The sequence below is a fragment of the Sphingomonas pituitosa NBRC 102491 genome, assembly GCF_001598435.1.
Classification (GTDB): Bacteria; Pseudomonadota; Alphaproteobacteria; order Sphingomonadales; family Sphingomonadaceae; genus Sphingomonas; species Sphingomonas pituitosa.
In genome coordinates this window covers 175,606-199,822 of record NZ_BCYY01000001.1, presented here as the reverse complement: position 1 = coordinate 199,822, position 24,217 = coordinate 175,606, and the positions used below count along the sequence as shown (strand labels likewise).

Here is a 24,217-nt window from a genome sequence, read left to right as displayed (position 1 = left end):
ATACGCTCCTTATTCGCCTTCGAAATTGCCATCGCGGTCACGACGGCCGCGGCGCTCGCGGTCGCCCTTGCGCATCATCACCGAGGGACCTGCCTCGTGGCCGTCAACCTTGACGGTCATGTAGCGGATCACGTCTTCGTTGATCTGCGTCTGGCGCTCGAGCTCGGCGACCACGCCGGCCGGCGCGTCGATTTCGAGCATCACGTAGTGCGCCTTGCGGTTCTTCGCGATGCGATAGGCGAGGCTGCGAAGACCCCAGGTCTCGGTCTTGACGACCTTGCCGTTGTTGTCTTCGATGATCTTGGTGGCGGTTTCCGCCAGCGCGTCCACTTGCGCCTGTGCCAAATCCTGGCGCGCAAGGAACACATGCTCGTACAGAGCCATAGGTTCTCTTCCTGTTGGCCGATCGCTGACGCCGCCCCATGCGGTCGCCCCTCCGGCTGTCGTCTCGATAAAGCAAACGGAGCGGACGCATTGCTGCTCCGCTCCGATCGGTTGCCCTTACTGCAAGGTAGGGGCGGAATGCAAGCGCAATCAGGCCGTGGCGAAGCGGACCTGCTGGCGGGCGCGACGACGCCGCAATGCGCCGCCCGCCATGCCGACACCGGCGATCATCATGCCCCAGGTCGCCGGCTCCGGCACCCCGGCCGCGGCCTCCGAGCCAAAGAACACGATGTGCGACAGGTCCTTGGCGTTCCTGCCATGCGGGATGTCGAAGGTGCTCCAGCTGCCGCTGCTCAGATCGGCGACCTTGTAGAGCGTGAAATAGCTGCCCGCCTTCACCGCCATATAGTCGATCACGTAGCCCGGGGTCGCCCAGCTACCCGAAGCGGTCCCGGCACCGTTAATCAGGCCTGCGGTCGTGTTCGTGTCGAACAGATAGTTGAGCGTGATGTTCGGACCGGCGCTCGGCACGAAATTGTTGTAGACGTTGTACACCAGCTCCGCCTGCTTGTAGCTGTTGGAGTTGAACACATTGTCGTTGCCGTTGATGTTTCCCAGGAACAGGCAGCCGCTCGGTGACGCGACCGAGCTGCACTTTCCGATCACGATGATGGAGGCATTTGCCGTGCAAGGTGCCGCCGCCATCATGATGGTCGCTCCGGCCAGAATCGTCTTCAAATTCATCCCACGTCCTCCCACTCGTAGATCAATTGACTTGAAGGGAAGGTACGAGTTGCCGGGAAGTTCAACAATGACAACGGTTTAGGTTAACTGTGTCAAATGCGGTCATCTGTTCCATATTGACGCGGCAAGGAACTCAGCCGGATCTGAAGTTTCACTTGAGCGATGGATTTCAGTCGTTGCCGAGCCGGTTTCCGGCATAGCGAGCGGCAGGCTTGCGTCGGGGCCATGTCTCGCCGTAACGCGCTCGCCCATTCACGGCGCTTTCGCAGGAGAGACATGTATGCGCGCGTTCATTTTTCCAGGCCAGGGCAGCCAGGCTGTCGGCATGGGCAAGGCGCTTTTCGAAGCGAGTGCGGCTGCGCGCGAAGTGTTCCAGGAGGTGGACGAGGCGCTGGGTCAGCACCTGTTCAAGCTGATGAGCGAGGGCCCGGAGGGCGATCTGACGCTCACCGCCAATGCGCAGCCAGCCATCATGGCTAACGCGATCGCCGTGCTGCGCGTGCTCGAGAAGGAAGGCGGCGTTCGTCTCGCCGACAAGGCGGACTTTGTCGCAGGCCATTCGCTCGGCGAATATACGGCGCTCTGCGCCGCGGGCGCGCTGGACCTGTCCACCACGGCGAAGCTGCTCCGCAAGCGCGGCGACGCGATGCAGTCGGCGGTGCCGGTAGGCGAGGGGGCGATGGCGGCGCTGCTCGGCGCCGACCTCGTCAAGGCGCAGGCGATCGCCGATGCCGCAGCCGAGGGCGAGGTGTGCACCGTGGCGAACGACAACGACCCCACCCAGGTGGTGATCTCCGGCGCACGCGGCGCCATCGAGCGTGCGGTGGCGATCGCCAAGGATCACGGTGCGAAGCGCGCGCTGCTGCTGCCGGTGTCCGCACCGTTCCACTGCCCGCTGATGCAGCCCGCGGCGGACGCGATGGCCGCCGCGCTCGCCGACGTCGCGATCCAGGCGCCGCTGGTGCCGATCTATGCCAACGTCACCGCCGCGCCGGTCACGGACCCGGCAACGATCCGCACGCTGCTGGTGGAGCAGGTGACCGGCATGGTCCGCTGGCGCGAATCGGTGTCGGCGATGTTCGACGGCGGCGTGCATGGGTTCGTCGAGCTGGGCGGCAAGGTGCTCGGCGGCATGGTCAAGCGGATCAGCCCCGATGCGACGGTGACCAGCGTGGTGACGATGGATGACATTGAAGCGCTCGTGAAGGCGCTCTGAGGAGATACGGGAAATGTTCGATCTTACGGGAATGACTGCGCTCGTCACGGGCGCCTCGGGCGGTATCGGTTCGGCGATCGCCAAGGCGCTCGCGGCACAGGGCGCGAAGCTCGCGGTGTCGGGCTCCAATGCCGAGAAGCTGGAAGCCTTCCGCGCCGGTCTCGGGGGCGAGCATGTCGCGCTGACCTGCAACCTCTCCGATCGCGCAGCGGTCGACGCGCTGGTGCCGCAGGCGGTGGAAGCGCTGGGCGGCAAGCTCGACATCCTCGTCAACAATGCCGGCGTCACCCGCGACAACCTTGCGATGCGGATGAAGGACGAGGAGTGGGAGCAGGTGATCCAGGTCAATCTGGAAGCCGCGTTCCGCCTGATGCGCGCCGCGGCCAAGCCGATGATGAAGGCGCGCTTCGGCCGCATGATCTCGATCACCTCGGTGGTCGGCGCCACCGGCAATCCGGGCCAGGCCAACTATGCCGCGTCCAAGGCGGGCCTGGTCGGGATGTCCAAGGCACTGGCGCAGGAACTCGCCAGCCGCAACATCACCGTCAACTGCGTCGCCCCGGGCTTCATCCGGTCGGCGATGACGGACGTTCTGCCGGATGCGCAGAAAGAGGCGCTGCTTGGCCGTATTCCTGCCGGAAAGCTGGGCGAGGGCGAGGATATCGGCGCGGCGGTCGTCTATCTCGCCAGCAAGGAAGCGGCCTATGTGACGGGCCAGACCTTGCACGTGAACGGCGGGATGGCGATGCTCTGAGCCGAGAATCCGGGGGCGTGGAGTAGGAAGAATATGCGTTTGGTCCTTGCCGCAGCATTTGCACTCGCCACCGCAACCCCGGCGCTCGCTGCGCCGGCGGATCCCGTCACGATCGGTTGTGTCGGGCAGAAGCTCGACGCCGCTGTGAAGGCCCAGCTTGCGGCCGATGTCGAGCGGAACCTCGGCACGCCGGGCGAGCGGCCGAAATACTCTTCGGCGGTCACCCGCGGTCTCAATGATGCGACCACCGCCTGCGCCAACGAGCGTGGCTGGAGTGGTCCGGCTGCCGCGGCCTCGGGCGTCTATGCGTTGGCGGCGGTCGGCCTGCCGGTCGCCAAGCGGGTGGTGCAGGCGAAGGGATTCGATCCCGCCGCGCTGGACCAGCAGTTTGCCGCATTGCCGGAAGAGGTGCGCCGCAAGCCACTGACCCCCAAGGCGACGCAGGACCTGATCCGCGCCGCAGTGACCGACGAGGCGCAGCAGACCCGCGCCAATGCGGAACTGCTTGCGCAATATTTTGCGTTTCTCAACACGCTGGAATATGCTTCAGCCGACTTTTCCCGATAGCGGGACGGGGCCCTTGCGGCTCCCTCTTGCAACCGCCACGGCGGCATTCTAGGTGCGGGAAAACGGATTCAGAGCCCCATCACAAAGGAAAACAGGGACCATGGCCAACCAGGAAGAGATCACCACCCGCGTGCAGGCGCTCGTTGTCGACCATCTGGGCGTCGACGCCAAGGACGTGGTGCCGACCGCGAGCTTCACCGATGACCTCGGCGCGGACAGCCTCGACATCGTCGAGCTGGTGATGGCCTTCGAGGAAGAGTTCGGGGTCGAGATCCCGGACGACGCCGCGGAGAAGATCAGCACCGTCGGCGACGCCGTTGCCTACATCTCCGAGCATCAGCAGGGCTGACGCTCGAACGGCGATACCAGCCCAGATGGGCCGGAATTGCGACTAGGCGGCTTCCCGTCCCGTGCCTCTGGCGATGCGGACGGGGAGCCGTTTTGTATTACGAACGAACCGAACTGAAATTGACTGGAGAACTGCCATGCGCCGCGTAGTCGTGACCGGCCTGGGCCTCGTCACCCCGCTGGGGGCCGATGTCGAAACCGCCTGGAAGAACATCCTCGCCAGCAAGTCCGGCGCGGGCACGATCACCAAGTTCGATGCGACGGATTTCCAGAGCAACTATGCCTGCGAAGTGAAGCCTGCCGGCCATGAATATGGCTTCGATGCGGGCAAGCGCGTCGATCACAAGATCCAGCGCCAGGTCGACCCGTTCATCGTCTACGGCATCGACGCCGCGGGCCAGGCGATCGAGGATGCCGGCCTGCTCGACATGCCCGAGGAAATGCGTTTCCGCGCCGGCTGCTCGATCGGTTCGGGCATCGGCGGCCTGCCGGGCATCGAGAGCGAATCGCTCGTCCTCGCCGAAAAGGGCCCCAAGCGGGTTTCGCCGCACTTCGTCCATGGCCGCCTGATCAACCTGATCTCGGGCCAGGTCTCGATCAAGTACGGCCTGATGGGTCCGAACCACGCGGTGGTCACCGCCTGCTCGACCGGTGCCCACTCGATCGGCGACGCCGCGCGGATGATCGCTATGGACGATGCCGACATCATGCTCGCGGGTGGTGCGGAAAGCACCGTCTGCCCGATCGGCATCGCCGGCTTCGGCCAGGCGCGCGCGCTTTCCACCGGCTTCCGCGACGATCCCACCAAGGCGAGCCGCCCCTGGGACCAGGGCCGCGACGGCTTCGTGATGGGCGAGGGCGCGGGCGTGGTCGTGCTCGAGGAATATGAGCATGCCAAGGCGCGCGGCGCGAAGATCTATGCCGAAGTGGTCGGCTATGGCCTGTCAGGCGACGCCTATCACGTGACCGCGCCGCACCCCGAGGGTTCGGGCGCGTTCCGTTCGATGCAGATGGCGGTTCGCAAGTCGGGCCTCACGCTTGAAGACATCGATTACATCAACGCGCACGGCACCTCGACGCCGATGGGTGACGAGCTGGAGCTCGGCGCGGTCCGCCGCCTGTTCGGTGATGCGCTCGGCAGCCTGTCGATGAGCTCGACCAAGTCGGCGATCGGGCATCTGCTCGGCGGCGCCGGTGCGGTGGAGAGCATCTTCTGCATCCTGGCGCTGCGCGACCAGATCGTGCCGCCGACGCTCAACCTCGACAATCCGAGCGAGAATTGCGCGGGTGTCGACCTCGTGCCGCACGTCGCCAAGGAGCGGAAGGTGAAGGCCGTGCTGAACAACTCGTTTGGCTTCGGCGGCACCAATGCCAGCCTGGTGATGAAGGCGCTCTGAGGCCATGCCGCAGGACGCGCGCTCCCGTGCCCGCACCCGCGCTCCCAAGCGCCGGAGCCGGGGGCCGCGCGTCCTGCTGATCATTGCCCTGCTGGTCGTCGCCGCCTTTGGCGGCGGCTGGTTCCTGTGGGCGGGGCCCGGTCCGGCCGCACAGGAACTGAGCGTGGTGGTGCCGGAGGGGGCGACGCTCTCCCGCGCCGCCGGGGCGCTGGAAAAGGCGGGGGCGATCCATTCGCGCCAGACTTTCCTCGCCTTTGCCAGGGTCTTCGGTCGCGGCGGCACCATCCGGGCCGGCGAGTACCGGATCGAGCCGCGCACCAGCGCGCGGCAGATCCTGGCCATGCTGCAGGACGGCAAGACGCTGCAGCGGCTGGTGACGGTGCCCGAGGGCATGCCCGCGATCCTCGTGGCCGAGGCGCTGGCCAAGGCGCCGGGGCTGACCGGCGAGGCGAAGGTGCCGGAAGAAGGCTCCGTGCTGCCGGACAGCTATGCCTATTTGCGCGACGAGCCGCGTGCGGCCGTGCTGGCGCGGATGCAGAAGGCGATGACCGAGTATCTCGCAAAGGCTTGGGGCATGCGCGACAAGGGGCTGGTAGTGACCACCCCGCGCGAAGCGGTCATCCTGGCCTCGATCGTCGAGAAGGAAACGGGCAAGCCGGCCGAGCGGACCACCGTTGCCGCCGTCTATGCCAATCGGCTGAAGGCAGGGATGCCGCTCCAGGCCGATCCCACGATCATCTATCCGATCACCAAAGGCAAGCCGCTCGGCCGCCGCATCCTGCAATCGGAATTGCGCGCGAAGAACGGCTACAACACCTACGCGATGCGCGGCCTGCCTGAAGGCCCGATCGCGAATCCAGGCCGCGCCTCGATCGACGCGGTGCTGCACCCGGCGCAGTCCAAGGCGCTGTACTTCGTCGCGGACGGCAGCGGCGGGCATGTGTTCGCCGAGACTTACGCGCAGCACCAGGCGAACGTGGCGAAATGGTACGCCATCCGCCGTGCGCGCGGAGAGATGTAGTCCTTCCGCTTCCCGACTTGTTTCGACGTCTTTGGCATGTAACAAAGTCTCCCTGATCCAAAAATCCAGGGGGATTGAATGCGCCGTGCCGCCTTGTTGTGCCTGTTGCTCGCCACTACCGCCGGCCCGGCCTGGGCTCAGGAAAAGCCGAAGGAAGCGGCTGCCAAGGGCGATCATCGCGAGCAGATGAAGGCCGAAGCGGAGGCCGCCTGGGCCAAGCCCTCGGTCGAGGAAGCAGCGGCCGTCAGCCACGGCGCGGTCACGGTCGCCGGCCAGCGCATCGCCTATACCGCCACGGCGGGCACGCTGACCATTCGCGACGACGACGGCAAGCCGACCGCCTCCTATTTCTACACCGCCTATACCCGCGACGGTTCGGTGCGCGAGCAGCGCCCGGTGACCTTCTTCTACAATGGCGGGCCGGGGTCGCCGACAATCTGGCTGCACATGGGCAGCTTCGCGCCGGTGCGCGTCACCACCGCCAACCCGGAATATATCCGTCCCGCACCCTATGGGTTTGGTCCCAATCCGGATTCGCTGATCGACAAGAGCGACCTCGTCTTCATCGATGCGCTCGGGGCCGGCTGGTCGCGCCCGCTGGGCGACAAGACCGGCAAGGACTTCTGGGGGGTCGACCAGGATGCCGACGGCTTCGCCCGCGCCATCCTGCGCTACACCAGCAAGTTCGATCGCTGGCCCAGCCCGAAATTCCTGTTCGGCGAAAGCTATGGCACGCTGCGCAACCCGGTGGTCGCCGCCAAGCTGGAGGATGCCGGGCTGAGCCTGAACGGCATGGTCCAGTTCTCCACGATCATGAACTATGGCGTGCGCCAGCCCGGCTACGACCAGAATTTCCTCACGCTGTTCCCGACCATGGCGGCGACCGCCTGGTACCATAACCGGCTGCAGAACCGCCCAGCCGATCTGCCGGCCTTCCTCGCCGAAGTCCGTGCGTTCACCAGCGGGCCCTATGCCGCGGCGCTGGCCAAGGGCTCGACCATCTCGGCCGAGGAAAAGGCGGCGATCGCCAGGAAGATGTCGGAATATACGGGCATCAGCGAAGCCTATATCCTGCGCGCCGACCTGCGCCTCACGCTTCCGCGCTTCCAGACCGAACTGCTGCGCGATCGGCGCCTGGCGGTCGGGCGGCTGGACTCGCGTTATCTGCTGAACGTCACCGATGCCAATGCCGACAGCCCGAGCGACGATCCGGCGTCGACCGCGGTCACCGGCGCCTTCGTCGCGACGTTCCAGGACTATGCGACGCGCGTGCTCGGCTACAAGACCGACATGCCCTATCGCATGACCGCGCGCGGCCCCGGTTTCGATTGGGACTGGAAACACCGCGCGCCCGACGGCAGCGGCACGCATCTGATGCCGAACAGCGCCGCCGACCTTGCCTATACGATGCGGACCAACCCGTATCTGAAGGTGCTCTTCATGAACGGCTATTACGACTTCGCGACGCCCTTCTACGGCGCCGAGTTCGACGTGAACCACATGTTGCTCGACCCGCAACTGCAGAAGAACATCCGCTTCACCTATTATGACGCCGGGCACATGGTGTATCTGAACCCGTCGACCATGCCGCAGATGCACCGCGACCTTGCGGCCTGGTACGACGATGCCTTGCGTGCCGCAGCCTCGAGCCGGCCGCCGGCGCGACCAGAGGCGAAGGCTGCGCAGAACTGATGCCGCGGGGGTGGAGCGATCCCTCGCTTCACCCCCGGATGGTCGCCTAGGGACATGCACCTAGCATCCAATTTGAACATTCTTAGGATGTTCATGCACGTCAATCCGCGTGCCGCGTCGCGAAGATAAACGTGCGACGAACCGAAAATTTGGCCTGACAATGTTCTATAACATTCCGGAATGGATTTACCGGAGGTCGTAGTGCGTTTATTGAATGACATCAGCATTGGTAAACGACTGTTTATCATTGGCGCGGCATCTCTGGTTGGCCTGGTGCTGGTCATTCTTCTTTCGGTGAGCCAGCTGAATAGTTCGCTCAATAAAAGCTTTGCTGCGCGTACCAAGCAAGCGGTTGACATCGCCTATAGCCAGCTCGAGTTCTACGAGGGCGAGGAGCGCGCCGGCCGGATGAACCAGGCCGACGCACAGGCTGCGGCCAAGAAGGTCATCGCTTCGATGCGCTTCGGCGAGCTCGACTATTTCTTCCTTCTCGACAACAACCACATGATGGTGATGCATCCGGTCAAGCCGGAGAAGGTGGGCAAGTCCACCTTCGACAGCACCGATGCTGCGGGCAAGTTCCACTATCGAGACATGGTGAAGACGGCCGTCGACAAAGGGGCCGGTCTCGTCTCCTATGACTATGAAGTGCCCGGCGGCAAGGGCGTGAAGCCGAAGATTTCCTATGTCCGTGCCTTCAAGCCCTGGGGCTGGATCGTCGTCACCGGCGTGTATAACGAGGAAATCCAGGCGGCAGTGCGCGATGCCGAGATCAAGCTCGGCATGGCGGTGGTGTTGATCGTGCTGGTCCTTGCCGCGGCGGTGCTCTTCGTCAGCCGCTCGATCACGGTGCCGCTCGCAGCCATTACCGGCCGCATGCGCAGCCTCGCCGGCGGTGACACCGCGGCGACGATCCCGGGCTCGGACCGCAAGGACGAGATTGGCGGCATGGCCGGCGCGCTGGAGGTCTTCCGCCAGAATGCCGAGGCGAAGCTGCACGCAGAGGTCGCGAAGGCGGCCGCCGACGCCGACCAGCAGGCGATCGTCCAGCTGCTTTCGGAGAAGCTCCATGCGATGTCCGAAGGCGATCTGACCAGTTCGATCACCACGCCGGTGCCGCCCGCCTATGGTACGCTCCGCGACAACTTCAACACCGCGCTCGACAATCTGCGCGAACTGATCAGCGTGCTGTCGGAAGCCTCGCGCAGCATCGAGACCGGCTCGACCGAAATCTCGGCTGCATCGGACGATCTCGCCCGCCGCACCGAGAGCAATGCGGCCAGCCTCGAGCAGACCTCGGCCGCGCTCCAGCAGATGAACGATCGCCTGAAGTCGAGCGCCGACGCTGCCGACCGAACGGTGGGCTTCACCCAGGAGGCGATCGGCATCGTCGACTCCGGCCGTACCACGGCAACCGAGGCGACCTCGGCGATGGACCGTGTTTCCGAAAGCGCCCGCGGCATCGACAACGTCATCGAAGGCCTCGACAAGATCGCGTTCCAGACCCGGGTTCTCGCGATGAACGCCGCCGTCGAAGCGGGGCGGGCAGGCGAGGCGGGGCGGGGCTTCGCCGTCGTCGCCGACCTTGTCTCCGCACTGGCGATGCGCGCCGAAGAGGAGGCCCGCCGCGCCCGCGAACAGCTCACCACCACCCAAGCCGACATCGTCGTCGCGGTCGATTCGGTGAAGAAGGTCGATGCGGCGCTCGCCAACATCACCACCAGCGTCAGCCAGGTCCACGAGTTCGTCGAAGTGGTCGCGGTCGACAATCGCGCCCAGTCGACCGCGATCAGCGAGATCGCCACCGCGGTGGGGGTGATGGACCATTCCACCCAGCAGAACGCCGCGATGGTGGAGCAGACCTCCGCCGCCGCGCGTAACCTGGCCGGCGAAGTCAACGGCCTCACCCGCCAGGCGGCGCGGTTCAAGATCGACAATGGTTCGCCGATGCGGTCGCCCGTGCGAACTGCGGGGGCCCCCTCGCGATCCGCACCGGCACCGCGGGCAGCGCCCGCCATGGCAGGTGCCGCGGAGGAGTGGTCCAGCTTCTGAGTGGCCGCGGGCGGCGCCGGTTCGGCCCGCCCGCCACCTTCACATCAATTCCGGAAGGAAGGCGGACTTCCTTCCCAAGGCTCGGCGTTGCTCCGTTCACAGGGACAGGGGCGGGGCACCGCAGCGCCTTGCCAGCATGGACCATCGTCATGTCGCGTACCCACTTGTTCCTGCCCCTGCTCGCCAGCCTGGGTCTTTCGCTCGCCGCTTCGCCGACCGCCGCGCAGACGCAGGAGCAGATCGAACCCGCCGCGCTGCTGGTCATCGCCGGCAGGTCCCAGGACGGCACCCAGCAGAACATCCCGCCGCAAAGGTCCACGCCGCCGGCCGAGGCGGTGACGCCGCGCGCGCCGTCGTCTCCGGCGACGTTCACCTACCCGTCGCAAGCAGACGGCTTCGGCATCAAGCTGGGTGGCTACAACACCTCGCGCTGGGCGGAAGACTGGCGCGGCATGCGCAATCCCAAGAAGCGCGACGATCCGCTCGACCGGCTGAAATATCTCCCGATCGATGCCGACGGCGTTGCCTATGTCACGCTCTCGGGCGAGATACGGCTGCGGGAGAATTACCTGTCGCACCCGGGCCTCGCGGTGGGGCCGCATCGCCAGGAGCAACTGCTGCGTATCTTCGCGGGAGCCGACGCGCATGTCGGCCCGCTGCGGGTCTATGGTGAGCTCGCGCATGGCGGCCTTGCTGGCTACAATATCGGTACGCCGGCGGGAAAATCCCGCAACGACCTGTTCGTGCAGCAGTATTTCGCCGAGCTGAGCGGCACCATCGCGCCGGGCCTGGCCGCTGGCGTGCGGTACGGCCGGCAGGAATTCACCGACGGCGCGCCGGGGCTGATCTCGGTGAAGGACGACAACTCGCTGCATACCGAGCTCAACGGCGCCCGCGCCTGGGTGTCCTTCGCGCAGTTCCGAGCGGACGTCTTCGATTTCAAGCAGACCACGCTCGGCATTGGCGGCGGCGGCGACGACCGGATCGACGACGGCACCCGCTTTTCGGGTGTCACCTTCGGCGCCGTCCTCGCCAACGCGCCCAAGCGCAAGATCTTCTTCGACCCGTTCTTCTGGCGCGAACGCAACGACGCCCTGAAATGGGGCAAGACCACCGGGCTGGAGGTGCGCCATTATTACGGCGCGCGGCTGTGGGGCAGCATCGATCGCCTGACCTTCGATTGGCTGGTCAACCATCAGGGCGGCGACTTCGCAGGCCGCCCGATCGACGCCTGGTTCCTCCAGGCGGCGCAGACCTACAGCCTGAGCAACAAGGGGCTGAAGCCGAAGCCGGGCATCCATTTCGACTTTGGCAGCGGCGGCGGGGCCTATGGCACCGGCACGATCCGCAACACGCGTGTCGTCACCGCCGGCTCGATCGCCTACAGCTATCAGCTGGTGCTCAACCTGACGAACCTTTTCCAGGTCTCGCCCAACCTGACGATCTCGCCGAGCAAGTCGATCGACCTCACCGCCGAGCTGCAGCACAGCCTGCGGGTGAACGAGAATGACGCGGTGTATCGCGGCGCGGGCACCGCTTATGCCGGCACCCAGCTGGTGAAGGGCGCGCATGTCGGCGACGCGGCGCGGCTGCAGGCGACGTGGAAGGTGAGCCCCCGCATCTCGGTGGTCGGCCGCTATGAGTATTTCGAACCCGGTGCGGTGCTGAAGGCGGTGGGGTCGAAGGGATCGCATTTTCTCGCCGGCTGGATCAGCGTCCGCTTCTGATGGGGCGAGAGCTGCGAGGTTGCGGGATCGCGCCACCGGCGTAAGTCCAGCGGTGACGAGGGGGCTCCGGTGTGCATGCCGCCGCCGCTGGGTGTTCGTAGCGCTGCATCGCTACCGCGTGCTGGGCGCGGGCGAAGCGGGCGGCGTTGGCGCTGATTTCGCTTTTCGGTGGAAGCTGTGGCAGGGGCAGCAGGATGCCGATCCTCCCGCACATTCTCGTCGATGCCGATGCCTGCCCCGTCAAGGACGAGATCTACAAGGTCGCCTGGCGCCTGGAGGTGCCGGTGACGGTGGTGAGCAACGCCCATTTGCGCGTTCCCCAGCACCCGCTGATCACGCGCGTGGTGGTGAGCGACGGGTTCGACGCCGCCGACGACTGGATCGCCGAGCATACCGACGCGGCGGCGGTGGTGATCACCGCCGACATCCTGCTGGCGGATCGCTGCCTGAAGGCCGGCGCGGCGGCGGTGCTCGCGCCCACCGGCAAGCCGTTCACCACCAGCTCGATCGGCAGTGCGGTGGCGGTGCGGGCGATCATGGCCGATCTGCGCGCTGGCGGCGACCGGATCGGCGGGCCGCCGCCCTTCGCGAAGGAAGATCGTTCGCGCTTCCTGTCCGCGCTCGATACGGCGCTCGTACAGGCCAAGCGCGCGCTCGCAGGGTAACGGCACGGGCGATTCCTGTGTCGATGTGCTTCGGAAGTGCCCAATAGGGAGACAGTGCCGCGCGGGGAGGTCCCTTGACTCGCGAGCAGCTGATACTAATCCAGCGTTAACTATCAATGCATTGGGGTGCATAGAGGGGGAGTATCGCGATGAACTACCGGTTCTTGTCGGGTGCGGCGATGCTGCTGGCGGTTGCTTGTACCAGTCCTGCCATCGCGGCGGACTTCTACCTCTTCAACGATTCGCCGACCGGATCCACGAAGCTCACGGTCAACGGCGGCACCAGCATCGCGGCGTTCCAGACCGGCTGGTTCGACAGCAACGGGTCTCACTATAACGCCTGGACCAACTACTTCACCGGCAGCCTCACCAACTGGGGCACGACGACCGAGTATCGCTCGTTCTTCAGCTTCTTTCCGATCGGGCCGGTCACCAGCGCATCGCTGACCATCGGCAACGCGCTCGCTACCGGCTATGGCAACGATATGGGGCGGCCGCTGGAGCTGACGCTGTACGACGTCACCAGCTCGATCGTGGGGCTGCAGCAATATAATGGTGCCAAGGGGATCTTCGACGATCTCGGATCGGGCATTGTGCTCGGCAAGATCACCGTGAACGGCGCGGCTGCGGGCTACACGATCGACCTGAACCAGGCCGGCGTCGATGCGATCAACGCTGCCTATTACGGCGTCGGCCCCTTCACCGTCGGCGCGCGTCTGACCGCCAGCGCCGTGCCCGAGCCAGCGGCCTGGACGTTGATGCTCGGCGGCTTCGGGCTGATGGGCGGCGCGCTCCGCGCGCGGCGGCGGCGGACCACCGTCCGCTACGCCTGAGCGGGACGACCCGCCCGGCTCAGTGCAGCTTGGCGATCGCCAGCCCGTCGAGCTTGGCGCGTTCCTTCACCGATTCCTCGCTGCGGGTGAGCGCCTTGGCGATCGCGCGCAGCGGCATCCCCTTCTTCGCGAGGGTGTGGAGCTTTTGCAGCTCGTCGGGGCGCCACGGCTGGCGATGTCGTTCAAAGCGTTCGGCCATGGCGCTGCTTAGTCGATCTTCGTCGTTTGGAACATGGGGGGATCAGGCGCGTGCGCGCAACGCGGCAGCGACGCGTTCCGCGCCTTCCTCGTTCGTGCTGGCAATGTCGACCGGGCGGCCGCCCAGGGTCTCGTCGACATTGTTGAGGAATGCCAGCGCGGTCTCGCGGTCGGGCAGGCACTGGAAGGCGAGCAGCGCGATACGCGACTGCCGGGCGATCACGTCGGGCGCCAGCTTCGTTCGCGCTGCGCCGCGGAAGCGCTTGCGGTCGAGTTCGTCGGACGTTGCGCCGACGGCGATCCGGGTAATCGCCCCCATCAGGCGGCAATCGCCAGGGTGGCGGTTACGGATGCCTCGCGCAACTGGCGGATCCGCTCGGCATAGCCGGCTGCGAGCGCGCGGTGCGAAGCGCGCGAGGACACGCACGGGGCATTGCCTGCGCGGAGCAGCGATTCGCGATGTCGCGAGACGAAATAGTCGAGGTCCATGGGGACACCCCTGCGGTGCAAGCGAGAACATCACGGACCCAGCCGCCGGCGCTTACGGGTTGAAAGCCGACGATGGTTACAAGATGGGGATTGCCCGCTCGTTTCGCAACCGCCCCGCCACCGGCGTCAGGCGGGCACGCGCTCGTCATTGCGCAGCGTCAGCACCTCGACGCCGTCGGCGGTAACCGCGACGGTATGCTCGAACTGGGCGGAGAGCTTGCGATCGTTGGTGACCACCGTCCAGCCATCGTCAAGCGTCGTCACCTTGCGGGTACCCTGGTTGAGCATTGGCTCGATCGTGAAGGTCATGCCTTCGCGCAGTTTCATCCCGGTGCCGGCACGGCCGAAATGGAGCACCGAGGGCTCCTCGTGCATCTTGCGGCCGATGCCGTGGCCGCAATAATCGCGCACCACCGCATAGCCGTGCTGCCTGGCATGCCGCTCGATCGCCGCGCCGATGTCGCCAAGCGTGGCGCCGGGGCGGACCTGGGCGATGCCCTTCCACATCGCCTCCTGCGTCACCTGCACCAGCCGGCGGGCCTGGGGCGATACGCTGCCGACCATGTAGGTCTTGCTCGAATCGGCGATGAAGCCGTTCTTTTCCAGCGTGATGTCGAGGTTGATGATGTCGCCGTCGCGGACGATCGTCTCGGCATCGGGCACGCCGTGGCAGACGACATGGTTGATCGAGCAGTTGAGCACGAAGCCATAGCCATATTGCCCCTTGCTGGCGGGGCGGGCGGCGAGATCATGGGTGATGTAGTTGTCGACCAGCGTGTCGATTTCCAGCGTCGACATGCCGGCGAGCGGCTGGCGATCGAGCATGGCGAACACCTGGGCGAGCAGCCGCCCGGCTTCGCGCATCAGATCGAGTTCTGCGGGCGTCTTGACCATCTCAGGCAGCCTCGAGCGCGGCGGTGCCGACCTGCGCTTCGGCGAGCTGGCGGCGGACGATCTCGTGGAAGGCGAGGGTGGGGTTCGCCTCGGCGAGCATGCCGATCTTCATCCAATATTCGGCCTGGGCATTGATCGAACGGCACATCACGGCACTGGCGCGGCGGGCCTCCGCGTGGAGGTCGTCGGCGATTTTCACGATGCCCATCTGCTGCTCCATCTGCTTTGCAAGTGAAGCGTATATGGTTCGTATGTTGAACGCGTCAACCGTTGTCGCACCGGTCGCGATATCGCGCCAGTGAGATGTGCAACATCAGCATGTTGCTGCTCCTCATTGCCAAGAAAGCTTAGCCATTGGAGCAGTATTGGTTCGCATCGCTCCTCATGGCATAAGGGTCGCTGTAAGATGGGTGGCATCGTATCTACGGGGGAGATGTGTCGTGCGCCATGGATTTACGTCGGCAGTGGTGGTCCTGATGTGCGGGATCGGCCCGTATCCGGCGGCCGCGCAGGATACGCCGCGCGACTTGCAGGATCTCGTCGGCGCGCGCGGTGGGCAGGCGGAAGCCGAGCTCGGGCGGCGCGGCTATGCGTGGGTGCGCACCGAAAGCGGACCAGACCGCAAGTGGAGCAGCTGGTGGAACGCCGGCACCCGCAGCTGTGCGACCATCACCACCAAGGATGGGCGCTATGCCGCGATCGTGGCGAGCCCGCCTTCGGCCTGCGCGAGCGGTGGCCAGGAGGCCGGAAACCGGCCGCGCCCGGGTGGCCCGCCGCTGGGAGAGCGCCCGCGCGAGCAACTGACGCTGATCTGCTGGGGCGAAGGGCAAAAACCGGGCAGCAGCTACCGCTCGGGCTATGTGTGGAACGACCGGACCCATCGCTACGAATCCTACAGTGCCGTCGAGAGCGGTACCCAGCGTTTCGATTCGACGGTGCAGGTGGAGCTGTGGGGCGATGGCGGACGCATCCGACTGGCGGGCAAGCTGATCCCGCCGATCCATTCGGGCGGCCGCGATGGCTGGTGGGATCTGGACGATGTCCGGATGACGCGGGACCGGATCACCGCGCAATATCGGCTGAACGGGCTCAACAAGCCGCGGGTCGATATCGACCGGCGGATCGGGCGCATCGCGATCGATGGCATCGAGAAGTTTCGCGGCAGCTGCGACCAGGGCGATTGGAGCGGAAGCCGCAACAAGTTTTGAGGGATGCACCGGCTGATCCCCTCCTCCTCGGAGGAGGGGATGAAGCGTAACGATTACCGCGGCAGCGCGGCGGCCTCGCGTGCCTTGGCTTCGACTTCTTCGAGCGAACCGCTGGCGATCCAGCTGCCGCCGACGCAGAGCACCGGATCGAAGGCGAGCCACTCGGGCGCGCTCGCCAGGCTGATGCCGCCGGTGGGGCAGAATTTCGCCTGGTAGAAGGGCGCGGCGAGCGCCTTCAGCGCCTTGAGGCCGCCCGAGGTCTCGGCCGGGAAGAACTTGAAGTGGCTGAGGCCCAGGTCGAGCCCGCGCATGATGTCGCCGGCATTGGCGATGCCCGGGAGGTACGGCACGCCGCTCTTGACGATCGCGTCGCCCAGGCGATCGGTGAGGCCGGGGGAGACGATGAACTCGGCATCCTCCTTCATCACCTGCTCGAACTGCGCGGTGTTCACCACCGTGCCGGCGCCGACGATCGCGCCGGGCACCTGCTTCATCTCCCGGATCGCGTCGAGCGCGGCAGGCGTGCGCATCGTCACTTCGAGCACGCGCAGGCCGCCCTTCACCAGCGCCTCGGCAAGCGGACGCGCCTTGGCGGCGTCGTCGATCACCAGCACCGGGATGACGGGTGCGGTGCGCATGATGGCTTCGATCGAAGGGCGGGTGTCGCTCACTGTGCATGCTCCTGGGCGAAGGCGGCGGCTGCGCCGTACAGGCCCGGCTGGGGATGGGTGATCAGTTTGACGGGGATCGTCGCCATCAGGGAGCGGAAGCGCCCCTTGGCGACGAATCGCTCGCCGAAGCCCGATTGCAGCAGATGGTCCTTCAGGCGCAAGCCCAGACCGCCGGCGATCACCACCGCGGCGGGGCCATGGCCGAGCGCAAGGTCGCCCGCCACCGCCCCGAGGCTGAGGCAGAAGCGATCGAGCGCGGCGACCGCCAGGCTGTCCTTGCCCTCCAGCGCCAGCGTCCAGATCGCCTTGTCGTCAAGCCGGGGGACGGGCACGCCCTCCAGATCGGCGAGCGTCTCGTAGATCGAGACGATCGCCGGGCCGGCTACGATGCGTTCCTTGGAGACGCGCTGGTAGGTGCGACGCAGGCGCTTGACCAGCGCATCCTCGATCGCGTCGAGTGGCGCGAAGTCGCTGTGGCCACCTTCGGTAGCGATGATGTCGTAGCCACCACCATGGCGGAACACCTGAGCCACGCCGAGCCCGGTGCCCGGGCCGCAGACCGTGATCGAGCCCTTGCCCGGCAGCGCGGTGTCGGGTCCGCAGAGGTGGAGGAAGGCTTCGTCTTCCAACTGGGCGACCGCGTGGCCGATCGCCTCGAAATCATTGACGAGGGTCCAGGTGTCCGCGCCCAGCCGATCGGGGATCAACTGCGGGCGAATGATCCAGGGATTGTTGGTAAGCTTGATCAGATCGTTGTTGATCGGCGAGGCGACGGCGATCGCCGCGGCCTTGGGCACCGGACGGCCAAGCTGCTCGCCGAACGCGCGCCAGGCGAGCTGCAGGCTGGGATGTTCGGCCACCTTCTGGGTGATCGGCTCGCTGAGCGAGACGACGCGACCTTCCGCGACCTCCGCTACGGCGAAGCGCGCGTGGGTCCCCCCGATGTCGACGGCGACGACTTCCATCCGATTTCGATCCTCTCTCTGCAGCCCCTGTCAACGTTGCCAGTGGGCGGCGGTCCTTCTTCCCGTCCGCCGCGCGGAAGTAAAGTCCGCGCGGCGCCACCGGGTATGATTTACAGGTGTTACAGTCTCACAGGCCCGCTTCGTGCAGCATCGCCGACGCGCCCTTTTCGGCTTCGTCGCAATGATGGCGCAGCATGGCGAACAGCTCGCGGCCGGTACCGATGGCAGGCGGCGGAGCGACGGCATGCTCGCGCGCGTCCCACTCGTCGGCGGGGACCAGCGCCTCCAGCACGCCGTTCTCGGCGTCGAGGCGGATGATGTCGCCGTCGCGCACCTTGCCGATCGGGCCGCCGCCCAGCGCCTCGGGCGAGAGGTGGATCGCCGCCGGCACCTTGCCGCTGGCACCCGACATGCGGCCATCGGTGACCAATGCCACCTTGAAGCCGCGGTTCTGCAGGACGCCCAGCTGGGGCGTGAGCTTGTGCAACTCGGGCATGCCGTTGGCGCGCGGGCCCTGGAAGCGGACGACGACCACGACATCCTGCTCGAGTTCGCCGGCCTTGAACGCGGCGAGCACTTCGGACTGGTCGGCGAAGACGCGGGCCGGGGCCTCGATGACCCAGCGCTCGCGCTCGACCGCCGAGACCTTGATGCAGGCGCGGCCGATATTGCCCTTGAGGATGCGGAAGCCGCCCTCGGGGGAGAAGGCGGTCTCGACCGTGCGGACGATGCTCTCGTCGTTGCTCTTTTCGCCGTGCTCGGTCCAGACCAGCGCGTCGCCCTCGATGTCGGGCTTGCGGCCATAGGCGGCCATGCCGTCCTTGGCGATGGTGAGCGCGTCGCCGTGCATCAGACCGGCGCGGAGCAGTTCCTTGATAACGAAGGACGGGCCGCCGGCATCCTCGAACTGGTTCACGTCGGCCGAACCGTTCGGATAGACGCGGGTCATCAGCGGCACCGCGCGCGACAGGCGATCGAAATCGTCCCAGTCGATGACGATGCCGGCCGCGCGCGCGAAGGCGGGGACGTGGATCAGGTGGTTGGTCGAGCCGCCGGTGGCGAGCAGCACGATCGCGGCGTTCACGATCGCCTTCTCGTCGACGACATGGCCGATCGGGCGATAATCGTCACCGTTCCAGCCGATCTCCGTCAGGCGGTGGACGGCGTAGCGGGTGAGTTCCTGGCGCAGCTTGGTGCCCGGATTGGCGAAGGCCGAGCCAGGGACATGGAGGCCCATCGCCTCCATCATCATCTGGTTCGAGTTCGCCGTGCCGTAGAAGGTGCAGGTGCCCTTGCCGTGATAGGCGGCGATCTCCGCCTCGAGCAGTTCCTCGCGGGTCGCCTTGCCCTCGGCAAAGCGTTCGCGGACGGCGGCCTTTTCCTTGTTCGGCAGGCCCGAACGCATCGGGCCGCCGGGGATCAGCACCATCGGCAGATGCCCGAAGCGCAGCGCGCCCATCAGCAGGCCCGGCACGATCTTGTCGCAGATGCCGAGCAGTGCCGCGCCTTCGAACACGCGGTGGCTGAGCGACACGGCGGTGGACATGGCGATGGTGTCGCGGCTGAACAGCGACAATTCCATGCCCTGATAGCCCTGGGTCACGCCGTCGCACATCGCGGGCACGCCGCCCGCGACCTGCGCGGTGGCGCCGGCTTCGAGCGCCCAGATCTTCATCTGCTCGGGGTAGCGGTAATAGGGGGCATGGGCCGACAGCATGTCGTTGTACGACGTGACGATGCCGATGTTCATCCGCGCACCGGTCTTGAGCTGCTCGCGCTGTTCCTCGGTGCCCGCATAGGCATGGGCGAGGTTGGCGCAGCCGAGCTTCGGCCGGTCATTCCCCGATTCGCGCTCGCGGCGGATCAGGTCGAGATAGGCAGCGCGGCCCGCCTTGGACCGCTCGATCACCCGGTCAGTGACGGCTGCGATTTCGGCGTGCAGATTGGCCATTTACAGGCTCCAGTGGATGTCGACGGGCAGTTCGGTTTCGGCGAGCACGCGGCCGATCGGCAGCGTCGAGCCGGCGCCTTCGGAAATAGCGCGCTCCAGCACGTCCTTCTTTTCCTGGCCGGTGATCGCGATCATCAGCGCGCGCGCCGACACGATGGCGGCAAGCGACAGCGAGACGCGCGGGACCGGTGCCTCTGGGGGCAGCGGATCGGGCATCACGCCCAGCGCGCGGCGCTCCTTGCGGCCGGTCAGCGCCTCGGCGAGGTCGGGGCCGGGGAAGATCGACGCGGTGTGGCCATCGGCGCCCATGCCGAGCAGGCAGAGGTCGAGCGGCCAGTGGAAGTCCTGGAGACGCGCATCGGCGGCGCGGCCGGCGGCCTTGTAGTCGTCGGCCTTCTCGCTGACGACCGGGATTACCCGCGCGCCGAGCGGCAGGAACACCTTGGCGAGGCCGGTCACGTTCGACATCGGATCGCCCATCGGCACGATGCGATCGTCGGTGGGGATGATCGTCACGCGCTTCCAGTCGAGCTTGGCCTTGCTCAACTTGGCGTAGATCGGGCCGGGGGTGCGACCGCCGGCGAGCGCGATGACCGCGGCGCCGCGCGCGTCGATCGCGCTTTCGATGATGAACTGGACGTCGCCGGCGAGCGCGTCGCCCATCTCGGCGGTGTCGTCATAGTCCCACCATTCGATTTCGGTCGTCATGTCAGCTCCTTGGGTTTGGTGGGACCGGGGCGGCGGCCGGGCGGCCGCGCGGGTCCGATATAGGAAATGGTTTGCGGGTTCGCTCGCCCTTCAACCGTCATCCCGGCGGAAGCCGGGATCCGTTTCACAGCGGCGCTGGGGATGGAGCCGGGACGGTGAGGGCAATGGATCCCGGCTTTCGCCGGGGTGACGTGTGTAGAAAAGGCGCTCGCCCCGTTCATTCGTGCCAGTGCACCCCGTCGCGCTCGGTGAGCGCGATCGAGAGCGAGGGGCCCCAGCTGCCCGAGGCATAGGGCTTGGGCTTGAGATCGTTGGCGTCCCAGCCGGCGCGGATCGCATCGATCCACTCCCACTGCGCTTCCACCTCGTCGCGGCGCACGAACAGCGTGGGATCGCCCTCGATCAGGTCGAGCAGCAGGCGTTCATAGGCGATGCGGCGCGTGGTGCCGGCGAATTCGGCGTCGAGGCTGAGGTTGAGCGGCACTTCGCGCAGGCGATAGCCCTCGCGGTCGAGCCCGGGCTGCTTGGCCATCACCAGCAGCTGGACATATTCCTCCGGCTGGAGGCGGATCACCAGCGCGTTGGGCTGGAGCATGCCGCCACGCTCGGCGAAGATCGAATGCGGCACCGGCTTGAACTGGATGACGATTTCGGAGCGGCGCTCGGCGAGGCGCTTGCCGGTGCGCAGGTAGAAGGGCACGCCCTGCCAGCGCCAATTGTCGACATGCGCCTTGATCGCGACGAAGGTCTCGGTGCGCGAGTCCTTGCCGAGATCGGTGGCATAGTCGCGGACGATCTGCCCCTTCACCGCGCCGCCGCCATATTGGCCGACCACGGTGAGGTTGGGCGCATCCGCCGCCGCGATCTTGCGGAGCGAGCGGAGTACCTTGACCTTCTCGTCGCGGATCGAGGTGCCGTCGAAGCGGGCAGGGGGCTCCATCGCGATCAGCGCAACGAGCTGGAGCATGTGGTTCTGCACCATGTCGCGCAGCGCGCCGGTATCCTCGTAGAAGCCGGCGCGGCCTTCGAGGCCGACCGTCTCGGAGACGGTGATCTGCACGCTGTCGATGCCGCGGGCGTTCCACACCGGCTCGAACAGCGAATTGCCGAAGCGCAGCGCGAGGATGTTCTGCACCGTCTCCTTGCCGAGATAATGGTCGATGCGGAAGGTGCGCTCTTCCGGAAAGGCTTCGGCGACGATGTCGTTGATCTCGCGGCTGGAGGCGAGGTCGCGGCCGAGCGGCTTCTCCAGGCTGATGCGGACATTCTCGCCCGCCAGGCCGGCCGATTCGAGGCCCTTGATGGTCGGGCCGAACAGCCAGGGCGCGGTCGACAGGAAGATGGCGAGGCCGCCGGAAATGTCGCCCAGCTTGTCCTTCAGCGCGGCATAGCCTTCGGTCTGCGAGGCATCGAGCGTCTGGTAATGGACGCGTTGCAGGAAGCTGGCGACAGCGCTGTCGTCTTTCCGATCGGCCGGCAGGAACTGGTCGAGCGCCTTGGCGGCGAAGGCGCGGTAGCCCTCGTCGTCATGCTCGGAGCGGGCAGTACCGGTAATGGTGAGGCCATCGGGAAGCAGGCCATCGGCGTGCAGCGCATACAGCGAGGGGAGCAGCATACGCTGCGCCAGATCACCGGTGGCACCGAACAGAAGCAATTTGCCGACAGGCTGCTGCATCATTTCCCTCTCGATTGGTTCGCCCCGCGAGACACCAATGCGATCGAAAGATCAAGCCGGAGGGGGTGAATAGGTATGCGGAAGCGGGAAAATTTGAAGGATTGTTCCCGGAATTCCCCTCCCGATTGCGGGGAGGAGGCAGAGGAGGTGTGTGGCGTTCGCGCGTGATATCGTGGAAGGAAGCGCCGCCACGCCACATCCTTCCCCGACCGCTCCCGCGAGTGGTCGGGGAATGGGAAGCCGCTTACAGCACCAGCCCGGCGGTGGGGTCCAGCCCGGCCATGATGTTCAGGTTCTGCACCGCCGCACCGGCCGCACCCTTGCCGAGATTGTCGAGCGTGGCGATCAGCCGCGCCTGGCGCGCCTCGTCATTGCCGAACACGCGGACCGACAGGCGATCGGTACCGGCATTTTCCTCGATCGATACGGTCGCGACGTCGGCGGGCAGCACCTGCACGACCGGCGAGTCGCGATAGGCGTCGCGCAGCACCGTCTCCAGTGCCTCTACCGAGGGCTTGCGGGTGAAGGCGAACAGCGGCAGCGGCACTTCCACGATCATGCCGCGATACGTGCGCGCGACCGATGGCAGGAAGATCGGCGGATGCTCGATGCGGGCATGCTTCTGCATCTCGGGCACATGCTTGTGCGCGAGCGAGAGGCCATAGGGACGGAAGGCGGTTTCCGTCGCCTCAGGGCCATTGCCCTCGAACTCGGCGATCATCGCGCGACCGCCGCCCGAATAGCCGGACACCGCGTTGACGCTGAGCGGGAAGTCATGCGGGATCAGCCCGGCGCGGATCAACGGGCGGACCAGTGCGAGGAAACCGGTGGGGTAGCAGCCGGGGTTGCTGACCCGCGCCGCCTCGGCAATCGCCGCCGCCTGGCCGGGTTCGAGCTCGGCGAAGCCATAGGTCCAGTCGGGCGCGGTGCGGTAGGCGGTCGAGGCATCGATCACCCGCGTGCGGTCGTTGCGGATCATCGCCACCGCCTCGCGCGCCGCGTCGTCTGGCAGGCAGAGGATGACGAAATCGGCGGCGTTCAGCGCCTCCTCGCGCTTCTTCGGATCCTTGCGGTCCTGGTCGTCGAGGACCATCACGTCGATCTCGGAGCGGCCGGCGAGGCGCTCCCGAATCTCGAGGCCGGTGGTGCCGGCGGCGCCGTCGATGAAGACGCGCGCGATCATTCGGTTTCCCCCAGGGCCGATGCGTCGACATAGCCGACCAGTCCTGGGCCCGGAGCGACTCCCCAGGCGTTGCTCCCCGCTACTTCGAGCACCTCGAAGACGTCCCCCTTCTGCAGGGTGGCCAGCGCCGGTTCGTCGCCCTTGGCGGAGACGCGCAGCGCTGTCTCGAAATGGATCACCCGGGGCATCGGCGCGGCATAATGCGGCGCGAAGACGCGGCCGGCCAGGCGGATATCGGCGATGTCGGGGCGGACCGCGTCCACCCGTGGATCAATCGCGACCGATCGGCCGCCAAGCGCCAGACGCTTACGCGTCGGCGCGCTCTGGGACTGGCTCGCTGATGGTGTTGCCAGCGAGGAAATGCCCGAACTCTGCAAGAAACTCTGCCCCTTCCGCGGTGCGCGCTACAAAGATGTTGCGCTTGTCGGTGTCGTCGCGCTGGCGGCGCAGATAGCCGAGCGTGCCCAGTCGATTCAAGGCGCGCGTGACCACCGGCTTCGAGACGTTGAGCGCTCGTGCCAGACCGCGCACCGTATGGGGGCCGGGGTCCAGATATACAAGCATCAGCAGCGCCATCTGCCGATTGGTGAGATCGGGTTCTCCCGAGCGCACATAATCGATCAGCGTATTTTTCCATCCCCACAGGGTCTGTTCGGACATAGCGTTCACAAGCATCACTCGTTCGTTTCAGGCCCGGCACGGCATCGAACCGATGAAACAAACGCGCATTTTGCAACTAGGTTTCAGTGCGCGGGCGAAATGTTGTGCGAAAAGCGCGATGAAAATGCTGACGGCGCATGGGTTTGCCCGCACGCGTTGGAGTCGGAGCCGGAACAGGCGGTTGATTGCACGGGCGGCCTCGCCTATGTCGCCGG

General features: G+C 66.3%; 26 protein-coding genes and 1 pseudogene. 12 read left to right on the top strand and 15 right to left on the bottom strand.

All coding sequences use genetic code 11. The features are described from left to right. Nucleotides 1-9: 9 nt before the first annotated feature. Nucleotides 10-384, bottom strand: a complete 375-nt coding sequence (gene rpsF, locus SPI01S_RS00935; protein ID WP_066716733.1) for a 30S ribosomal protein S6 — start codon at nt 382-384, stop codon at nt 10-12. 150 nt (nt 385-534) lie between these two features. After that, a pseudogene (locus tag SPI01S_RS23330) lies at nt 535-660 on the bottom strand (PEPxxWA-CTERM sorting domain-containing protein); the annotation flags it as partial. Between the two features lie 748 nt (nt 661-1,408). On the opposite strand from SPI01S_RS23330, the gene fabD reads away from it, so the two are divergent. The 11 genes from fabD (at nt 1,409) to SPI01S_RS22935 (ending at nt 13,400) form a co-directional block, all read left to right on the top strand. Further along, nucleotides 1,409-2,344, top strand: a complete 936-nt coding sequence (gene fabD, locus SPI01S_RS00925; protein WP_066716727.1) for an ACP S-malonyltransferase — start codon at nt 1,409-1,411, stop codon at nt 2,342-2,344. A gap of 13 nt (nt 2,345-2,357) precedes the next feature. After that, nucleotides 2,358-3,098, top strand: a complete 741-nt coding sequence (gene fabG, locus SPI01S_RS00920; protein WP_064312943.1) for a 3-oxoacyl-[acyl-carrier-protein] reductase — start codon at nt 2,358-2,360, stop codon at nt 3,096-3,098. 33 nt (nt 3,099-3,131) lie between these two features. Then, nucleotides 3,132-3,665, top strand: a complete 534-nt coding sequence (locus SPI01S_RS00915; RefSeq protein ID WP_066716724.1) for a hypothetical protein — start codon at nt 3,132-3,134, stop codon at nt 3,663-3,665. A 100-nt stretch (nt 3,666-3,765) separates the two neighbouring features. Continuing rightward, entirely contained in the window at nt 3,766-4,014 is a 249-nt protein-coding gene (locus SPI01S_RS00910; RefSeq protein WP_010543822.1) for an acyl carrier protein, read from the top strand. A 136-nt stretch (nt 4,015-4,150) separates the two neighbouring features. After that, nucleotides 4,151-5,410, top strand: coding sequence for a beta-ketoacyl-ACP synthase II (fabF, locus tag SPI01S_RS00905; RefSeq protein ID WP_066716721.1), 1,260 nt, complete (start codon nt 4,151-4,153; stop codon nt 5,408-5,410). A gap of 4 nt (nt 5,411-5,414) precedes the next feature. After that, a complete protein-coding gene (mltG, locus tag SPI01S_RS00900) occupies nt 5,415-6,431 on the top strand; it encodes an endolytic transglycosylase MltG (RefSeq protein WP_066716718.1) in 1,017 nt (338 codons plus the stop codon). Between the two features lie 78 nt (nt 6,432-6,509). Then, nucleotides 6,510-8,123 (top strand): S10 family peptidase, encoded by a 1,614-nt coding sequence (locus tag SPI01S_RS00895; RefSeq protein ID WP_066716717.1) that lies wholly within the window; start codon nt 6,510-6,512, stop codon nt 8,121-8,123. 180 nt (nt 8,124-8,303) lie between these two features. Beyond that, nucleotides 8,304-10,175: a methyl-accepting chemotaxis protein gene (locus tag SPI01S_RS00890; protein WP_066716715.1), complete on the top strand. Its 1,872-nt coding sequence runs from the start codon at nt 8,304-8,306 to the stop codon at nt 10,173-10,175. Between the two features lie 149 nt (nt 10,176-10,324). Further along, nucleotides 10,325-11,902 (top strand): alginate export family protein, encoded by a 1,578-nt coding sequence (locus tag SPI01S_RS00885; RefSeq protein WP_157084504.1) that lies wholly within the window; start codon nt 10,325-10,327, stop codon nt 11,900-11,902. Nucleotides 11,903-12,096: 194 nt separating this feature from the next. Continuing rightward, complete coding sequence (locus tag SPI01S_RS00880; protein ID WP_066716713.1) at nt 12,097-12,567, top strand: YaiI/YqxD family protein; 471 nt, start codon at nt 12,097-12,099, stop codon at nt 12,565-12,567. Nucleotides 12,568-12,716: 149 nt separating this feature from the next. Then, complete coding sequence (locus SPI01S_RS22935; RefSeq protein WP_066716711.1) at nt 12,717-13,400, top strand: PEPxxWA-CTERM sorting domain-containing protein; 684 nt, start codon at nt 12,717-12,719, stop codon at nt 13,398-13,400. 19 nt (nt 13,401-13,419) lie between these two features. Here SPI01S_RS22935 and SPI01S_RS00870 read toward each other — a convergent pair whose 3' ends face one another. The 5 genes from SPI01S_RS00870 to SPI01S_RS00855 all read right to left on the bottom strand — a co-directional run bounded on the left by SPI01S_RS00870 (nt 13,420) and on the right by SPI01S_RS00855 (nt 15,189). Then, nucleotides 13,420-13,599, bottom strand: coding sequence for a hypothetical protein (locus SPI01S_RS00870; RefSeq protein WP_066716708.1), 180 nt, complete (start codon nt 13,597-13,599; stop codon nt 13,420-13,422). 42 nt (nt 13,600-13,641) lie between these two features. Further along, nucleotides 13,642-13,917 carry a hypothetical protein gene (locus SPI01S_RS00865; protein ID WP_066716704.1) on the bottom strand — a complete coding sequence of 92 codons (276 nt, stop codon included), beginning with the start codon at nt 13,915-13,917 and terminating at the stop codon, nt 13,642-13,644. Then, complete coding sequence (locus tag SPI01S_RS22560) at nt 13,917-14,087, bottom strand: hypothetical protein (RefSeq protein WP_169804435.1); 171 nt, start codon at nt 14,085-14,087, stop codon at nt 13,917-13,919. Before SPI01S_RS22560 ends, SPI01S_RS00865 begins: the two co-directional genes overlap by 1 nt. Before the next feature lie 126 nt (nt 14,088-14,213). After that, a complete protein-coding gene (gene map, locus SPI01S_RS00860; protein WP_066716702.1) occupies nt 14,214-14,981 on the bottom strand; it encodes a type I methionyl aminopeptidase in 768 nt (255 codons plus the stop codon). A 1-nt stretch (nt 14,982) separates the two neighbouring features. After that, a complete protein-coding gene (locus SPI01S_RS00855) occupies nt 14,983-15,189 on the bottom strand; it encodes a ParD-like family protein (protein ID WP_066717606.1) in 207 nt (68 codons plus the stop codon). Between the two features lie 232 nt (nt 15,190-15,421). Here SPI01S_RS00855 and SPI01S_RS00850 point away from each other — a divergent pair, with 232 nt between their 5' ends. Further along, nucleotides 15,422-16,189 (top strand): hypothetical protein, encoded by a 768-nt coding sequence (locus tag SPI01S_RS00850; RefSeq protein ID WP_245653416.1) that lies wholly within the window; start codon nt 15,422-15,424, stop codon nt 16,187-16,189. Nucleotides 16,190-16,242: 53 nt separating this feature from the next. On the opposite strand, the gene eda is transcribed toward SPI01S_RS00850, so the two are convergent. The 8 genes from eda to SPI01S_RS00810 all read right to left on the bottom strand — a co-directional run bounded on the left by eda (nt 16,243) and on the right by SPI01S_RS00810 (nt 24,017). Next, nucleotides 16,243-16,827, bottom strand: coding sequence for a bifunctional 4-hydroxy-2-oxoglutarate aldolase/2-dehydro-3-deoxy-phosphogluconate aldolase (gene eda, locus SPI01S_RS00845; protein WP_066717603.1), 585 nt, complete (start codon nt 16,825-16,827; stop codon nt 16,243-16,245). Nucleotides 16,828-16,856: 29 nt separating this feature from the next. After that, nucleotides 16,857-17,825, bottom strand: coding sequence for a glucokinase (locus tag SPI01S_RS00840; protein ID WP_066716698.1), 969 nt, complete (start codon nt 17,823-17,825; stop codon nt 16,857-16,859). A 127-nt stretch (nt 17,826-17,952) separates the two neighbouring features. Further along, nucleotides 17,953-19,776, bottom strand: a complete 1,824-nt coding sequence (gene edd, locus SPI01S_RS00835) for a phosphogluconate dehydratase (RefSeq protein ID WP_066716695.1) — start codon at nt 19,774-19,776, stop codon at nt 17,953-17,955. Next, nucleotides 19,777-20,484 (bottom strand): 6-phosphogluconolactonase, encoded by a 708-nt coding sequence (gene pgl / locus SPI01S_RS00830; RefSeq protein ID WP_066716692.1) that lies wholly within the window; start codon nt 20,482-20,484, stop codon nt 19,777-19,779. Nucleotides 20,485-20,701: 217 nt separating this feature from the next. Beyond that, nucleotides 20,702-22,162 carry a glucose-6-phosphate dehydrogenase gene (zwf, locus tag SPI01S_RS00825; RefSeq protein ID WP_066716689.1) on the bottom strand — a complete coding sequence of 487 codons (1,461 nt, stop codon included), beginning with the start codon at nt 22,160-22,162 and terminating at the stop codon, nt 20,702-20,704. Between the two features lie 241 nt (nt 22,163-22,403). Next, nucleotides 22,404-23,342: an N-acetyl-gamma-glutamyl-phosphate reductase gene (argC, locus tag SPI01S_RS00820; RefSeq protein WP_066716687.1), complete on the bottom strand. Its 939-nt coding sequence runs from the start codon at nt 23,340-23,342 to the stop codon at nt 22,404-22,406. Next, a complete protein-coding gene (locus SPI01S_RS00815; RefSeq protein WP_245653415.1) occupies nt 23,339-23,605 on the bottom strand; it encodes an SH3 domain-containing protein in 267 nt (88 codons plus the stop codon). The genes argC and SPI01S_RS00815 overlap by 4 nt, the downstream gene beginning before the upstream one ends. A gap of 43 nt (nt 23,606-23,648) precedes the next feature. Further along, nucleotides 23,649-24,017 carry a MarR family transcriptional regulator gene (locus SPI01S_RS00810; protein WP_066716685.1) on the bottom strand — a complete coding sequence of 123 codons (369 nt, stop codon included), beginning with the start codon at nt 24,015-24,017 and terminating at the stop codon, nt 23,649-23,651. Nucleotides 24,018-24,217 lie beyond the last annotated feature (200 nt).

What these genes read in the sequence shown, in the direction of transcription:
- pgl (WP_066716692.1), bottom strand. Translation starts at nt 20,484, where the DNA reads ATGACGACCGAAATCGAATGGTGGGACTATGACGACACCGCCGAGATG.
- SPI01S_RS00915 (WP_066716724.1), top strand. Translation starts at nt 3,132, where the DNA reads ATGCGTTTGGTCCTTGCCGCAGCATTTGCACTCGCCACCGCAACCCCG.
- map (WP_066716702.1), bottom strand. Translation starts at nt 14,981, where the DNA reads ATGGTCAAGACGCCCGCAGAACTCGATCTGATGCGCGAAGCCGGGCGG.
- SPI01S_RS00810 (WP_066716685.1), bottom strand. Translation starts at nt 24,017, where the DNA reads ATGCTTGTGAACGCTATGTCCGAACAGACCCTGTGGGGATGGAAAAAT.
- SPI01S_RS00890 (WP_066716715.1), top strand. Translation starts at nt 8,304, where the DNA reads ATGGATTTACCGGAGGTCGTAGTGCGTTTATTGAATGACATCAGCATT.
- SPI01S_RS22560 (WP_169804435.1), bottom strand. Translation starts at nt 14,087, where the DNA reads ATGGACCTCGACTATTTCGTCTCGCGACATCGCGAATCGCTGCTCCGC.
- edd (WP_066716695.1), bottom strand. Translation starts at nt 19,776, where the DNA reads ATGGCCAATCTGCACGCCGAAATCGCAGCCGTCACTGACCGGGTGATC.
- zwf (WP_066716689.1), bottom strand. Translation starts at nt 22,162, where the DNA reads ATGATGCAGCAGCCTGTCGGCAAATTGCTTCTGTTCGGTGCCACCGGT.
- SPI01S_RS00865 (WP_066716704.1), bottom strand. Translation starts at nt 13,917, where the DNA reads ATGGGGGCGATTACCCGGATCGCCGTCGGCGCAACGTCCGACGAACTC.
- fabD (WP_066716727.1), top strand. Translation starts at nt 1,409, where the DNA reads ATGCGCGCGTTCATTTTTCCAGGCCAGGGCAGCCAGGCTGTCGGCATG.
- SPI01S_RS00855 (WP_066717606.1), bottom strand. Translation starts at nt 15,189, where the DNA reads ATGGGCATCGTGAAAATCGCCGACGACCTCCACGCGGAGGCCCGCCGC.
- SPI01S_RS22935 (WP_066716711.1), top strand. Translation starts at nt 12,717, where the DNA reads ATGAACTACCGGTTCTTGTCGGGTGCGGCGATGCTGCTGGCGGTTGCT.
- rpsF (WP_066716733.1), bottom strand. Translation starts at nt 384, where the DNA reads ATGGCTCTGTACGAGCATGTGTTCCTTGCGCGCCAGGATTTGGCACAG.
- eda (WP_066717603.1), bottom strand. Translation starts at nt 16,827, where the DNA reads ATGCGCACCGCACCCGTCATCCCGGTGCTGGTGATCGACGACGCCGCC.
- fabG (WP_064312943.1), top strand. Translation starts at nt 2,358, where the DNA reads ATGTTCGATCTTACGGGAATGACTGCGCTCGTCACGGGCGCCTCGGGC.
- argC (WP_066716687.1), bottom strand. Translation starts at nt 23,342, where the DNA reads ATGATCGCGCGCGTCTTCATCGACGGCGCCGCCGGCACCACCGGCCTC.
- SPI01S_RS00885 (WP_157084504.1), top strand. Translation starts at nt 10,325, where the DNA reads ATGTCGCGTACCCACTTGTTCCTGCCCCTGCTCGCCAGCCTGGGTCTT.
- fabF (WP_066716721.1), top strand. Translation starts at nt 4,151, where the DNA reads ATGCGCCGCGTAGTCGTGACCGGCCTGGGCCTCGTCACCCCGCTGGGG.
- SPI01S_RS00910 (WP_010543822.1), top strand. Translation starts at nt 3,766, where the DNA reads ATGGCCAACCAGGAAGAGATCACCACCCGCGTGCAGGCGCTCGTTGTC.
- SPI01S_RS00895 (WP_066716717.1), top strand. Translation starts at nt 6,510, where the DNA reads ATGCGCCGTGCCGCCTTGTTGTGCCTGTTGCTCGCCACTACCGCCGGC.
- mltG (WP_066716718.1), top strand. Translation starts at nt 5,415, where the DNA reads ATGCCGCAGGACGCGCGCTCCCGTGCCCGCACCCGCGCTCCCAAGCGC.
- SPI01S_RS00870 (WP_066716708.1), bottom strand. Translation starts at nt 13,599, where the DNA reads ATGGCCGAACGCTTTGAACGACATCGCCAGCCGTGGCGCCCCGACGAG.
- SPI01S_RS00880 (WP_066716713.1), top strand. Translation starts at nt 12,097, where the DNA reads ATGCCGATCCTCCCGCACATTCTCGTCGATGCCGATGCCTGCCCCGTC.
- SPI01S_RS00840 (WP_066716698.1), bottom strand. Translation starts at nt 17,825, where the DNA reads ATGGAAGTCGTCGCCGTCGACATCGGGGGGACCCACGCGCGCTTCGCC.